The 13,094-nt window shown below is 50.2% G+C and carries 13 protein-coding genes; 7 read left to right on the top strand and 6 right to left on the bottom strand.

The window, feature by feature from the left end; all coding sequences use genetic code 11:
* Window positions 1-7: 7 nt before the first annotated feature.
* Entirely contained in the window at window positions 8-754 is a 747-nt protein-coding gene (mobC, locus tag ENGE1_RS02000; protein WP_064360535.1) for a MobC family replication-relaxation protein, read from the top strand.
* A gap of 106 nt (window positions 755-860) precedes the next feature.
* Complete coding sequence (locus ENGE1_RS01995) at window positions 861-1,145, top strand: hypothetical protein (RefSeq protein WP_064360487.1); 285 nt, start codon at window positions 861-863, stop codon at window positions 1,143-1,145.
* A 293-nt stretch (window positions 1,146-1,438) separates the two neighbouring features.
* Here the strand turns inward: ENGE1_RS01995 and ENGE1_RS01990 are convergent, their stop codons facing one another.
* From ENGE1_RS01990 to ENGE1_RS28935, 3 genes are all read right to left on the bottom strand, one after another.
* Window positions 1,439-2,113, bottom strand: coding sequence for a hypothetical protein (locus tag ENGE1_RS01990; RefSeq protein ID WP_064360486.1), 675 nt, complete (start codon window positions 2,111-2,113; stop codon window positions 1,439-1,441).
* Between the two features lie 34 nt (window positions 2,114-2,147).
* A complete protein-coding gene (locus ENGE1_RS26525) occupies window positions 2,148-2,411 on the bottom strand; it encodes a DUF1883 domain-containing protein (protein ID WP_073971287.1) in 264 nt (87 codons plus the stop codon).
* A gap of 141 nt (window positions 2,412-2,552) precedes the next feature.
* Entirely contained in the window at window positions 2,553-2,723 is a 171-nt protein-coding gene (locus ENGE1_RS28935) for a hypothetical protein (RefSeq protein ID WP_169804715.1), read from the bottom strand.
* 206 nt (window positions 2,724-2,929) lie between these two features.
* Between ENGE1_RS28935 and ENGE1_RS01985 the strand changes: the two genes are divergently transcribed.
* Window positions 2,930-3,829, top strand: a complete 900-nt coding sequence (locus ENGE1_RS01985; protein WP_064360485.1) for a WYL domain-containing protein — start codon at window positions 2,930-2,932, stop codon at window positions 3,827-3,829.
* Between the two features lie 379 nt (window positions 3,830-4,208).
* Here the strand turns inward: ENGE1_RS01985 and ENGE1_RS01980 are convergent, their stop codons facing one another.
* Together ENGE1_RS01980 and ENGE1_RS01975 are read right to left on the bottom strand one after the other, a co-directional pair.
* Window positions 4,209-5,153, bottom strand: a complete 945-nt coding sequence (locus ENGE1_RS01980; RefSeq protein ID WP_064360484.1) for an ArdC family protein — start codon at window positions 5,151-5,153, stop codon at window positions 4,209-4,211.
* Window positions 5,154-5,757: 604 nt separating this feature from the next.
* Complete coding sequence (locus ENGE1_RS01975) at window positions 5,758-7,050, bottom strand: hypothetical protein (RefSeq protein WP_064360483.1); 1,293 nt, start codon at window positions 7,048-7,050, stop codon at window positions 5,758-5,760.
* A 235-nt stretch (window positions 7,051-7,285) separates the two neighbouring features.
* Here ENGE1_RS01975 and ENGE1_RS01970 point away from each other — a divergent pair, with 235 nt between their 5' ends.
* Genes ENGE1_RS01970 through ENGE1_RS29010 form a run of 3 tightly spaced genes read left to right on the top strand, consistent with a single transcriptional unit; the run spans window position 7,286 to window position 11,795 of the window.
* Window positions 7,286-8,062 carry a HamA C-terminal domain-containing protein gene (locus ENGE1_RS01970; RefSeq protein WP_049264815.1) on the top strand — a complete coding sequence of 259 codons (777 nt, stop codon included), beginning with the start codon at window positions 7,286-7,288 and terminating at the stop codon, window positions 8,060-8,062.
* Window positions 8,049-11,549, top strand: a complete 3,501-nt coding sequence (locus ENGE1_RS01965) for a DEAD/DEAH box helicase (RefSeq protein WP_064360482.1) — start codon at window positions 8,049-8,051, stop codon at window positions 11,547-11,549. The genes ENGE1_RS01970 and ENGE1_RS01965 overlap by 14 nt, the downstream gene beginning before the upstream one ends.
* 15 nt (window positions 11,550-11,564) lie before the next feature.
* Window positions 11,565-11,795 (top strand): helix-turn-helix transcriptional regulator, encoded by a 231-nt coding sequence (locus ENGE1_RS29010; protein WP_081214691.1) that lies wholly within the window; start codon window positions 11,565-11,567, stop codon window positions 11,793-11,795.
* Window positions 11,796-11,869: 74 nt separating this feature from the next.
* Here ENGE1_RS29010 and ENGE1_RS29005 read toward each other — a convergent pair whose 3' ends face one another.
* Window positions 11,870-12,340: a hypothetical protein gene (locus tag ENGE1_RS29005; protein ID WP_064360481.1), complete on the bottom strand. Its 471-nt coding sequence runs from the start codon at window positions 12,338-12,340 to the stop codon at window positions 11,870-11,872.
* A gap of 170 nt (window positions 12,341-12,510) precedes the next feature.
* Here ENGE1_RS29005 and ENGE1_RS01950 point away from each other — a divergent pair, with 170 nt between their 5' ends.
* Window positions 12,511-12,813, top strand: coding sequence for an arginase family protein (locus ENGE1_RS01950; protein ID WP_064360480.1), 303 nt, complete (start codon window positions 12,511-12,513; stop codon window positions 12,811-12,813).
* Window positions 12,814-13,094: the final 281 nt, after the last annotated feature.

Here is a 13,094-nt window from a genome sequence, read left to right as displayed (position 1 = left end):
GGGAATGATGCTTATCACCGCATACAGCGAACGCCAGACGCGACACCACGAAAAAATACAACGACTGCTGAATTTTCTGAAGGAGGAAACGTACAGTGACTTTAAAACACTGATGCTGCTGTTCGGTTTCAGGGATCATAAATCACTGTATTCCCTGCTTTCAAAAGCCGAGGGTATGGGCTTGATACAAAAACATGTCCTGGTATCGCGCACGATGAAAATTTCATTATGGGGCATAACCACTGACGGGCTGGCCGTTGTATTAACCCCCGACGATGCGCTTTTCCCGGCGCGGTTTGAGCCTTCAAAAATCACCGGCTGGACGTTGGAACATCACCTTGATAATCAGGCAGCCCGGATTATCCTTGAGCAAAAAGGCGCATCCGGGTGGATAAATGGCGATCGCACAACCTTCCTCAGTCGTTATCAGGTCAGTCACCGCCCGGACGGACTAATCACCCTACCCGGCGGCACCGTGATCGCCATTGAGACAGAGCGCCGTCTGAAAACCAGAGCCCGATATCAGTCGATCATCGCCAGTCATTTGCTTGCCCGAACCCGTAAAGACTGGATTTACGTTTTTTATATTGTGCCGGATCCGCAGAAAAAGCGCGGCCTTGAACGGCTCTTTGACAGCATCAGGCACGTTATCGTTAACCATCAGCACATCCCGCTGGAAACCCGCCACCGGAATGTCTTTCGCATCTACACACTCGACGAGCTGCAACAGCTCGATGTAGGCCTCTGCATATAGTTCTTCTCTATCACCAACTGCCCCAACCCGTCCACCAGCAGCACAACGACCGGAAATCATGCCCTTTCGAAATACTCCCCAACATCAGAACAGACAGGACTCCAGAATGAACAGAGAAACTGACCGACTTTCGGACGTACTGACAGAAATGAGCGCAAAAGCGCTGGTGACATGGATGACGCATTCCGCATTGCAGGACATACCGCGCGAAGCGTTACTGACTCGCGGCAGCGATTTTGTCTATGCTCTACAGGCAAATTTTGTGCTGCTTCGTGATGTTCTGTCAGAAACGCTGGAAGATATTGAGCAGCAGAGCTATGACCTCGAAGAAAGACTGGATAATTTGGAACGGCGGCTGCTGGCACTCCGGGCAGATGTTAATCTGTATTAGTTCGATTTGATCTAACACCATAAGGCACAAGGCTAAACCTAATCTGACAGGCTGCTCTGTGCCAGATGCCGTCCTACTGGATACGGAATACAAGGTAAGCCGGTACTTGTACAAATCTGGCAGCACCATGCTTAACGGCTATGTCAGAATCGATAATATCTTTGACCGCGAGTACTGGTTCCGCGGCGTAGATACTAGCCCTTGTGACGTCAACCAGCGCCTAAGCGTTCAGTCACTGCAGGAAATAGCTATAAATTTTAAAAAATTCAGCCCGTCTGAACTGCCGGACTATTTTACTGACCGCCAACAAATAAACCAGAATAACCATTCCCAATTTTTTTTATAATTGATGTCGCCAGTTCAATGTCCATTTCACATCTTGGGCTACTATTATTACTCTCTGCAAGATAACTAAAAATATCCTTTATTTTCAGCATTATACTATCAGGCAGTTTATTTTTGAATGCCTTTATATTGATAGCAACTAAAATATCCTGACTAGTTAAATTTGGGAAAGATAAGTATTCCGATATTTTAATTTTGGAAAAAACAGGTTTTCTATCATGAGCAGAAACGGCAATGATAAAAGTTCGCAGTGACCATGATAGTTTCTTATTGGCCTCTGAGTAATTCTTTAGCATCTCGTAGTTACTAAGGATGTATTCTGCGACAAACATCGACACATTCATTTCCTGCTGATAGTTTTCTTTATAATTGAACTTAGAGAAAATGCATTCGAATATCTCATTTCCATAAATAGGCTGTGCTTCTTTAACCAAGTGTAGAGAGAATAAATCACCATTGGTCATCATTTCGACCAATTTTTTTTCCGGGTACATGAAAAGAGAAACTGACTGCTCAGTAATGGATTTAACTGCAACCTCATCGTAAAGGCCGATTAAATCTATATCTGATGAAGCTTCTCTTTCATACCGCGCAGTGCTGCCAAAAATTGCCAATGCTTTCATAATGAATTGGGGGCCTGGAAGGCCCCTTTTTATCTCACAGTACTCTTACAGATGAGCGCACATTACCACGGTAACCTTCAAGGTCAACAGCAACATGCCAGTTTCCTTCATTTGGTATTTGAATCCGAGTAAGTGATTTCATAGCTAGCCCACCCAGATATTGATAACGCTGGCGGCTTTTATATCTATGGAAATTAATATCATCCATGACCCGAATATTAGCGGCATTTCCTTGCAAGAAGATTTCTACCACATCGCCCTTGTGACGATGATTTAAACTATAATGCTGAAAGTTCATAAAAGAACCTCTTATGTGTTGGCTGTTGACCAGAAGCTTCCGTCATGGCATTCTGATTAACAGCCTTTGGGTTAGGCACTTTCTTGGGGAAGTTAAGTGCTGAGTGCAATCATAAAGTGGATGCTTAATACAGCATCCACTTTACTTTTCCTTTCTTACGCCTTTGAATGGATCACCATCTGCCTTACCATCCATAAAGCGCCCTGTCTGCGTATCACGCTTAGTCCATGTCTCCGTCAATGGATTAAACACCTGTGAGCGCTGTTTAACCATTCCATTTCTATGTCCATCTTTCGGTGGGTTAGTAGCCATCTGGGCTGCTCCTAAAAGTTACCGGTGGGACCAATTCCCACTAGTCAGCTTTAATCTAAAATGCCGCCTGCCCTTTGTCAAGCACTTGCACATGGAAACATGCCACATACGAACCTATAAAGCGATCTATAAGGCTATCAAAATGATAACCATGTGAGCGATGGTTTGTGGTAGAATCTACTTAGAGTAGACATGAGGCTGATACCATGACCGATAAATCTTTTACAGACATACTAAAAAATGACCAGAACTTAGCTCTGAGATTAGCTTTTATTGATTTTTTATTGCTCTACAAAGGACAATTTTCCAGACTGGATATAACTAAAGAATTTGATGTTTCTGAAATTACCGCAACGCGCATAATTGCGGAATACAATTCTCTCAGAGAGAATAATTTCGATTATGATAAAAGCGAAAAGAAATTCATAATCAAGATTGACAGTTTTATTCCATTTGTGGACTTTAGTGTAGATGACGCACTAGAAATGTTAGCTGAAGGGTTTAACAAAAATAAGATAATCAACTCCAGAATCAACACGCCTTTCGAGAGAGTTGGTTTTATAAAATCAACTCTTAACTCAATTGAGGTTTCTAAAATCACCAGGGCAATGCTTAATAACAAAAAAATTCTCTGCAATTACGATTCAGCGTCCAGTAAAAACACAGACAGCAGATTACTCTCTCCACTGGCTATTTTATTTGATGGCAGGAACTGGATTTTCAGGGCTTACCATGAAAACGCCCCGTCACAACCCGCTGTTAGATATAAAAATTTTAATTTTTCCAGAGTTATTGACGTTTCTGAAACTAATGAAGATATAGAGAAAGAACATAGTCTTGACTATGACTCATTATGGAAACTTAACCTGCCTGTTGAGCTTGAAATTAATTCAATTCTTAATAAGAATGAAAAGGAACGAGTCGCCAGGGATTTTGGCATTCCTCGAAATGAAAATAAAATATTACTTACAGAAAGGGCAGCGTTAATATGGATAATCCTGAATCAATGGATGGTGCATTACAAAGAAAAAGGAGATAATAACATCTTCTATAATTTCGAACTAAAAAATCATGATATGCTTTTTAGGTATGGTGCAATTTCCTGACATTACCTCAAATATAAAAGCCCGCATAACTGCGGGCCTATCAATTTAATTTTCAATACAATAATAACCCACTATAATTTATACCCGTTGACCTGCTCCTTTTGGATTGATAAACCGCGATGTTAGCAATGCCCGTTGATCGCTCTTAACTGACTGTCATATTTGGTTGTGTACTGTACGAGAAAGCTGTACAGCGATATGAGCTAATGCAATTAATCACATGGAGTAACTACACATCAATCCCTTCTTGGGGTTGTTTTAATTCCACTGCAGGAACATGACTGTTCGGTGCTCGCCCTGTCTGCGCTCCGCCTCACTCATGTCCCTACAGCGTTACTGTTTTCACGGAAAGCCCCATTCCTTTGCAGTGCATTCCCGCTCAAAGCTTATCCATCAAATAACGATGCGCTTTGGATGCCGCACTGGCGGCCTTGAAAATATAGCGCTTGTCGTTCTTCAGTGCTTTCAGCCAGGAAGCGATATAGCTTTCATGCTGCACCTCTCCAACGATCCCCAGATCCGCCACCAGGAACGCACTTCCCAGTTCGGCGATCAACTCCTCAAACGCATATCCCTCACTGCCAAACTTCCCTTTCATTTCACGGTTCAGCCGACTTTTTGCCCCGCTCCAGTGAATCAGCTCATGCAGGCCGGTGGCGTAGAAATTGGCAGCATCGGTAAAAAGACAACGTTCCGGTAAACGGATTTCATCGGTTGATGGTGCAAAAAAGGCGTTTTGTCCCTTCTCAATGATGGTTGCACCACTGTTACGGAAAAGCGCTTCCGCACGCGGTAGCGATTCAAAGGTCTCTGCCGGACAAACGGCTTCGTCACTTAGAGGCAAACCATCAATTTGCTCAACATTAAACACGGTGAACGTCTTCAGCATCGGGATATAGTCAGTTTCTCCGTTGTCATTTTCCTTTTCCAGCGTGGTATAGAAAATGGCGGTAGTGCCGTGTTCTCCCTTGCGTACCTGCCTGCCTTCCGCTTGCGCCTGTTTGTAAGTCATCCAGCGTGAATCCTTGAATCCCTGTTCTGACGCACTGCTCCACAACAACATGATATTCATTCCACTGTAAGCCATACCAGTTGAGTAATTTGAAGGCAATCCTGACATACCCGGTACGCGCTGCCACGGGCAGGACCACGGCTTAACGCCCGTTTCAAGGGCAGAAATAATGCTGTCAGTAACCGTCTGATAAATATCAGTTTTGGTTTTGGAAAATTTCGTTTTTGAGGAGCCTGACGGGTCCAGCGGGGATACGCTGGTTGCCGATGCGGTGTTAGGGGCGCAAGTCTGAGTATGCAGGGAAATAGTCATGGTTTTTCTCCGTCAGTGGTGTGATTTTCGTCTTCGTATCGCCTGACGGTTCGCTTTCCCGGCATCGTTCCGGCCTGCAAGGGCGCAGTATGCGTGCCATTTACACTTGTGGGACGGGTTATGTTGGGGAACGATTAACCGGAAGCTGGTACGGGAACAGAAATTACACGGAGGGAAAAGATATGACCTACATAGCGGGCGTAGCGCCCCTTGGTTCGCAGCGGTGAAATGATTTTGGGTTTTGGGTTTTGGGTTTTGGGTTTTGGGTTTTGGGTTTTGGGTTTTGGGTTTTGATTTAACGCTATTAGTTCAGACCTGAACTGTCAGTCGGTTTTAAAGAGTAGCGGACTTCATAATCCTGCTTTTAATCAATACGCAACGGCTACAATCGGTACACTCGCTCTGGATATCCGATATTCGTATGCAGGGGACAGGACTGCTGCCGTACTACAAATCCCAATGAAAGAGAGGTATAGCGAGCGGCTGATTAAGAGTGGTAATATTAAAATACTCATTGCTTGAACCTAACCGTCAGCCAGTAATATTTTGCGCTGAATGACACACCTCACCCCTGAAACCTATAACCTACGGAATAATAATATTATTATTTTATTAAGCGCTCTTGCGGCGTTTTCCACTTCAGCAACCTTTCTATCGCCGTATCCTCTGACAGGAACTGGCGAGCCAGTTGTAGCCGTTTCATAACCTGCACCTTTTGCTCAACATCAAGCGTTGCCGTATCTGACTCTGCTTCGTGAAAAAACTGTTCCAGCCGTTTATCTTCAGCCCACTGAACCATAATAGATTTGAGCTCGGCACGGCTGGCACGGTAAGCTTCCTGTTCCCGACCTATCCGCTCCTTTTCAAGATATATGGCTAATTCCCGCTCACGCTGGACACACCGCTCCTCAGCTTTTATTCTAGCCTCTTCTAGCTGCTTTGAAATTAGCGGAACAGCCTCCTGCATCGCCGAAATCATCTTAGGGATCTGGCTAATTAACCCGCACTGTTTCGTCTGACGGAACTGTACCAACCATTCTGAGTAAGAATAAGGCGAGTAAAGCTGCAACAGAAATCGCCCGGTAGGTAGAGTATGTTTTGATACGTGTATCAAAGACTCACTATTTTTCCCCCGAATCCACCGTCCCATCTGTTCATCACGAATATAGCGGTTTTTGACTTTTTTCGCTGGAACATACTCCGTCATTTCAGCAAGATTAAACGCAAAGTACATATCACCGACACAAATAATACTTGCCGTATAAGGCCGCCATAAATTCTCCCAGCGATATCCTCCCGCTTTTAGATCTTCCTTAATATCAATATCCGTACGATGTAGTTTTTCTCCCGGAGCATCCAGCGTTACCCGATAACCCTTTTTCCCCAGAGCTTCAATGAACCGGCTCAGGAACTCAATTGCGTGCTCAAATCCCGTATCAGAAACGTTGAGATCCAGTAATTTCTTTTTCGCAGGTTTATAATAGCCATCTTCTGTAACCGAAGAGACTGGCAGATACGTTTTGAGATCATTTATCAATCCATAGCCATTACTCGTAACAGAAGCTTGCTTTGGGGCGACTGAATATGCTGATTTTGATACCGTAATGGCAGGAAATTGCATTGATGAATTGTCATTCTCGCGTACCTTTTCCGCCTTACCATTTCTCAGAGCGGGCAGGGCTGGAATTGCGGGTGCAGTCCCATGCGCAAGTGCCTTCCAGTAACCGGCAAGCGGTCTGGGTATCCGCATTTCGCTGCATCGTTTTGCCAGTAACTCAGTACTGATGTCATACAACACAGTTATACGTTCCGCGGGCTCGCTCCAGACCAAGTGGTACAGCGTTTCCCGATCCTGGGGCAAAGTCTGCGCGGCATCGTGTGGATTATTCTCTGACATTGCGTCTCCTCTCCTATAGGGTACATTATCAGAAATGTTTGCCTGTTGGTGATTGAAAGAAATCTGAGCGGCTTCCCATTGATTGGCGCGACTGAAACTGAGCGGGAAGAGATTGACGCCATTTTGCAAGATACGTGGTAAAGCGCTGACGATGGGTTCTTTCAATAAGCCGATTTCGAATCGGGAAAATCTTGACGTTATCAGAACTGATTGATCGGGAGAAGGGAGAAGCGCCGTGGGGCTATATGAGAAGTGGTGTGAGTCCATTAAAGAAAATGATGAACGCAAGTATTACTGGACGTATGTCGAGAAGGACGGCGGCCGCGATGATATCCGCGAGGACCTTGCTGAGACAATTCGCTCGCACTACGACCGACTTGAACGCATCGCCGATGACGTAGGGCGACTAGGATACAAGGTTGCTGCCAAGATCCTCAGCGAGGCAATGCCTAATACCCCCAAGGGCCGCTCTGGCGACCTCGGCGAAATCCTTGCGACTGAACTAGTGGAGGAAGAAATCGGTCTGCGGGTACCCGTGCGCCGGCTCCGTTACAAGGACGGCCGTAACATGGCCATGCGCGGCGATGACTTCATCGGCGCGGGCTACCAAGACAATAAGCTCTGGCTGCTAAAAGGTGAAGCTAAAAGTAACCAGAAGCTTGGCAAAACCACGGTCACCGCCGCCCGCAAGGTTCTCGACCGCGACAATGGCCGCTGCACGCCTGACTCGCTGCTGTTCGTCGCCAATCGCCTGCTGGAGAGCAACGACGCTGGCGATAATGCACTGGGTCGCGACCTTCGCGACGAAGTGGGTCTTAAGTCTATGCGAGCCGATCGCATCGACCACATGCTCTTCACCGTGTCAGGTAACGGCCCTCACGCTTCCCTGAAAGAGAACCTTGAAGCCGCTGGAGTCAACAGGGACCACTACGTCGTGAACATTCACGTCGAAGACCATCAGGATTTCATTGCGGCAATGTACCGAGAGGCGGAAGATCTTGGAGACGACTGAAGAATTAAGCACCTTCCTGACGGCCGCTACAGTTGACGGTATTCTCGGGCGCCTCCTCTATCGCGGTGCAGCTTGGTCGTTGATGCGCGAGGATGGCGTATTGCCGCAAAACGCTCCGCCGCTTGGCGCAACCATCGAAACAGATCTTGCCGAGCACGGTTTTGCCCTGCTTCGAGGCGCAATGGCACTGCAGGCTCAGGCTGGTGCTTCAGAACTCACTGGCAAGGCCTTTGAGCGCGCAGCCAACGCCTTCGAAGCCCTGGTGCGCAATGGTAATCCAGAGTCGCCTGATCGCGGATTCCGCCGCACTATTGCTGCTGCAGCCTACCATCTAGCCGGCTTCTCGGCCGTCGCCTTTTCAATCTTCAACGAGACAGAGGAAGACCTTAACGTCTCACCCGGCGAAATAGCGATCCGACACCTGATACTGCGCGATCTCGACCAACTTCGCGGCTTCGTTCGCGACTGGTTGAATGATGGGGCTCACGGCGATGAGCAGATTGCGGCGGCGCTGCAGGGTGGAGACGCTGACGTCGACGAAGTGCTGTCGACAATTCTCAATACGACGGTCTGCCGTGCTCTGGCATTTTTCGACTTCGCGCTTGAGACGGGCGAGGTCGAGCCGATCGAAGCCGCACGAGAGCTCCTTACCACCGCTGTCGGGCTTGCCGACAACGCTGAGAACGTCCCGCTGTGGTGGATCTCGAATCTCTGCCGTCACCTGATCGACGACTTGTGGCAACACTCGCTACACCAGAATTTGCCGACTGAGCCACCCGAGGGTGCGGAGGAAAAATATCCCGACCTGCGGCGGTTGTTTATATCTTCACTTTACGCCCGCAAGACCTCAGAGGTGGAGCTATGGCCATCGCAGCGCGAAGCCGCCCAGCGCTCCACAGACGTCACGGACGATCTGGTCGTCGCCCTGCCGACCAGCGCGGGCAAAACACGAGTGGCAGAGATTGCCGCGTTAATGACCCTATCCTCCGCACGCCGGGTGCTAATCGTCACACCGCTGCGCGCTCTTTCGGCCCAGACCGAACGATCTTTCAGGAAAACCTTCGCGCCACTAGGGTTTGGTGTCTCTTCTCTCTACGGCGCCAGCGGCCTTTCGGCCAGTGATGAAGACGCCCTCCGCACACGGGAGATCATCATTGCGACGCCCGAAAAACTCGACTTCGCTCTGAGAAGCGACCAGACGCTGATTGACGATGTCGGCCTGATCGTCCTCGACGAAGGCCACATGATCGGTCCTAGTGAGCGCGAAATCCGCTATGAGACGCTCGTGCAGCGCCTACTTCGGCGCACGGATGCGGCAGAGCGCCGAATAGTTTGCCTTTCCGCGATCCTGCCAAGCGGCGACGAACTCGACGACCTTACCGCATGGATTCGTTCCGACGAACCCGGGGAGCCTGTGCGTTCCGACTGGCGCCCAACGCGCCAGAGATTCGGCGTGCTTACCTGGCGAGGTAAGGACGCGTTGCTACGGCTCGATCTAGACGACGATGGCCCCTTCCTTGACAAATTCGTCGCGGAAAAACCAGCGCTCGGGAAGGAGAAGAAGCCCTATCCACGCAAGAACTCGCACCTCGCTCTGTTCGCGGCATGGGAGTTCGCGAGCCAGGGCAAGCGCACCTTGATCTTCTCTACCCAAGCAAACTGGGTCGAGAGCTACGGCAAACAAGTCGTGGACCTCTGCAAGCGCGGCTATCTGGACTCGTTGCTGGAAGACGAGGCTCCAATAGCCCGCGCCCTGGAAGTCGGAAAGGAATGGTTGGGCGAGAATCATCCAGCCGTGGCCAGCCTGAAGGTGGGCGTTGCCATTCATCACGGCCGACTGCCGAGCCCGTTCCTACGCGAACTGGAACTGCTCCTATCCGAAGGAGCGCTAAAGGTCATTGTCGCTTCGCCGACGCTCTCGCAGGGCCTCAATCTCAACGCTGCCGTGCTGCTTGTGCCCGCGCTATATCGCGCCTCCGAGAAGATCAAAGGCGAGGAGTTCGCGAACGTGGCCGGCCGCGCCGGACGTGCATTCGTCGATGTCGAGGGGCTGATCGTCCATGTCATGTTCGACAAAATCAAATGGCGAAAGAAAGAATGGAGGGAACTGGTCGCCTCTGCCAAGGCCAGGACGCTTAAAAGCGGCCTTATTCAGATCGTTGCCGAAATCCTTGAGCGTCTATCGCGCGAGGGTGTCTTGGATAGAGATGACGCCTGGGAATATCTCGCCAACGCCCGCGAGGCTTGGAGGTCACCTGACGAAGAAGCAGGGGTGGCAGAACGACTGGCCGCCGCAGTGGAATACGACGCTACCACCGACGATGAAGACGAGACGGACGACGAGGAGGAAACCATCGACGAGGAGCCCCTGTCTCAGCTCGTCGAACGCCTCGACGCCACTGTATTCGGTCTGATCGAAGCCCTAGACGCTGATCGCGCCGATCTACCTAAGCTTCTAGACGAAGCGCTCAGGGGGTCACTCTGGGCTCGCCAAATTGCTCGGGAGGACGAGGATGTCGCTTCCCTGCACCGGAAGGTATTCGAAGCACGCGCTGGTCTCATCTGGAAAGCCACCACCACCCCAACGCGACGCGGGCATTTCGCGATGGGAGTCGGGCTCGAAGCTGGCCTCCTCATCGACGCTATGGCGGACGAGCTGGCCGAACTCATCGACAGGGCAGACAGTGCAGCGTTGAGCGGCGACATCAACGAACTCGCCGATGCTCTAGGCGGACTCGGCGAACGCCTGCTGTTCATGCGGCCTTTCATCCCTGACAAGGCGAACGCGCTGCCGCCGAATTGGAAAGCTATCCTACGTAGTTGGGTGTCCGGGGAAGAAGTCTCCAAGATCGGACCGCAGAACATGCGGGCGGTCGAAGATGCCTTCACCTATCGGCTAGTCTGGGCGCTAGAAGCCGTCCGCACCCGGCGCATGTCCTTCGGCTGGTCGCCGGATACGGTGGCGGGCGGTGCTGCGGCTGCGGTCGAAACCGGTGTCCCCCAGTTCATGATGGCGATGCTGATCCGCGCAGGCCTGCCGTCACGGCGCGCGGCAATGGCGGCCATCGAAGATGCTGAGCCAGTCTTCGTCACGCCCGCAGAAATGCGGGCCTGGCTTGAATCCGACGAGATTACGGCCAAAACCGACGCAGGCGACTGGCCAACACCCGACACCTCCGCGTTATGGGCCCGCTTCCGAACCGAAGCTCTCAGCGGAGGCATCCAGAAATGGTCCGTCGAACGCTACAAGCGCCTACTCGATACCGAGTCCTCCCCGCCCGCTGGCCTCTATCGAATCGTCACCGACGAAGGGGACGCGCGGACTTGGCTGGTAACCCCCGACTACCAGCGGATCGCCGTCTTCAAGAAGCCAGCGGTTGATCCCAAGCCCAGCCTATTCTCGGGACGGTTGCCGGGCAAAACCCGGCTCGTGGATGCTCTACGCGTCGGCCGCGGAAAGTTGCGTTGGCCGGCTGCCGACACCTAAAAGGGAACGGCCCAGATGCTGTATGCTTGGATCGACGACCAGAAGCGCGCACCTGTCGCAAATGGAGAGCGAACAACCTGCCGCGACTGTGGCGACGTGCTAGCCGAAACGATGTTCTACGAGATGAAACGCCGCGGCGAGTTTCGGCATCGCTTCAATCTGACGCCACACTGCGTAGTGTGGAACTTAGCCGAAGTAGAAGCGTGGATCGAGGAACGCAAACAATCCACGCACTCCGGCAGCTGATTAACGGGGCCAGACGTCACACTACGCAGGACTCGCCCCGTCAATGGGCTCATTACAGTATCAGATAACAGCACCTAAGTTCTGTTGCTGGGCCCTGACGTTCCGAACCGACGGCGATACTCTTCCGCCCCAAGAGCCATCACCTCAACGTCATGCTCGTTCACGTCGATAGCGTTCTTTACACTAAGCTCCCGCTTTAGGATTGCAAGCTCTGGAATAAACTTCGGCTCAGCCCCTCCATTAAATATCGCGGGAAGAAGCAGATACGCGCCTGACTGCCTGTAAATATCAAGAAAGCGGCTCAAGTTGACATCGGTTTCTGCATGCATGGTTTGCATACGTGATGCCATCATGAAGGTTTTGCCTGACGTTTCGCCCTCATCATTAGAAAGCCTGGAAGTGATAAGAACACGGTAATGCGCCGGATGTTTAACGGAGATTCCACGCAGAATCGCCATGTAAATTTCGTCCTGCTTATCGACCATTCCTAGACGTTCACGCCAACGTGCAAAGATCTTCCTGGCGGCATCCTCGTGCTTAAACATGAGCGCAACCGCTGGTGGATACGAGGGCCCCTAATGAGTAAAAGCAGTTCCGGTCCAACCTGCTTGATTCCAAAGATGAACATCTATAACAGAGCGAACACCAAGTTCGCGATGGTCCCTTGCTGGGAACGGGGCACCTCGTTTTCCTATCGCCCGGAAGATCAGATGTTATGCCCGTTACACATGGTCCGGATACCTTCAACGTTGTTACAGATGAACCGCGACTTACCGTGCATCTGGATCTGGACGTCCTCAATCCGGACGTCTTCCGCTCGCTGCTGTTCGCAGAGCCCGAACCTGAATTTGACTGGCAGGCGGTCTACCCGGTAGGGAAATTAAATCTCGCCCAGACACTCAGAATAATTAGTGATGTCTCAGCAGAAACAAGAATTTTGATTATTGGTATTACCGAACATCTGCCGTGGGATGCCTGGAACCTTAAGGCGTTACTCAACAAACTGCCCTCTGCTTGATGAATAAGTGTTTTTTGTAAATATCTGCCCGCGGGGCCGCTGACGTTCATGCGGATTGTTATATCGTCAGATCAAGGTATCCCTGAAGATGTGACCACCTGTCGCGTATTTTTTTCGGAAAAAGACGTACTCTTGATTAGAACGGTTAGATTTACCTGATGCATCACGACTGAATGTATCAGTAATAATAACAGGCTATATGGAAAGGGCTCCTGGTGCCTCGACACCCAAGAAAATACATAAAGTGTAATGCTTTTTGTAAAATTCCTTATAACACTCCC

It is taken from the genome of Pluralibacter gergoviae ATCC 33028 = NBRC 105706, from assembly GCF_001598855.1.
In the GTDB taxonomy this organism is placed as follows: Bacteria; Pseudomonadota; Gammaproteobacteria; order Enterobacterales; family Enterobacteriaceae; genus Pluralibacter; species Pluralibacter gergoviae.
Note: the sequence above shows the minus strand (reverse complement) of the source record. Positions and strands in the feature narration are given on the sequence as shown.

What these genes read in the sequence shown, in the direction of transcription:
- ENGE1_RS26525 (WP_073971287.1), bottom strand. Translation starts at nt 2,411, where the DNA reads ATGAACTTTCAGCATTATAGTTTAAATCATCGTCACAAGGGCGATGTG.
- ENGE1_RS01975 (WP_064360483.1), bottom strand. Translation starts at nt 7,050, where the DNA reads ATGTCAGAGAATAATCCACACGATGCCGCGCAGACTTTGCCCCAGGAT.
- ENGE1_RS01950 (WP_064360480.1), top strand. Translation starts at nt 12,511, where the DNA reads ATGCCCGTTACACATGGTCCGGATACCTTCAACGTTGTTACAGATGAA.
- ENGE1_RS01990 (WP_064360486.1), bottom strand. Translation starts at nt 2,113, where the DNA reads ATGAAAGCATTGGCAATTTTTGGCAGCACTGCGCGGTATGAAAGAGAA.
- ENGE1_RS01995 (WP_064360487.1), top strand. Translation starts at nt 861, where the DNA reads ATGAACAGAGAAACTGACCGACTTTCGGACGTACTGACAGAAATGAGC.
- mobC (WP_064360535.1), top strand. Translation starts at nt 8, where the DNA reads ATGCTTATCACCGCATACAGCGAACGCCAGACGCGACACCACGAAAAA.
- ENGE1_RS01985 (WP_064360485.1), top strand. Translation starts at nt 2,930, where the DNA reads ATGACCGATAAATCTTTTACAGACATACTAAAAAATGACCAGAACTTA.
- ENGE1_RS28935 (WP_169804715.1), bottom strand. Translation starts at nt 2,723, where the DNA reads ATGGCTACTAACCCACCGAAAGATGGACATAGAAATGGAATGGTTAAA.
- ENGE1_RS29010 (WP_081214691.1), top strand. Translation starts at nt 11,565, where the DNA reads ATGCTGTATGCTTGGATCGACGACCAGAAGCGCGCACCTGTCGCAAAT.
- ENGE1_RS29005 (WP_064360481.1), bottom strand. Translation starts at nt 12,340, where the DNA reads ATGTTTAAGCACGAGGATGCCGCCAGGAAGATCTTTGCACGTTGGCGT.
- ENGE1_RS01980 (WP_064360484.1), bottom strand. Translation starts at nt 5,153, where the DNA reads ATGACTATTTCCCTGCATACTCAGACTTGCGCCCCTAACACCGCATCG.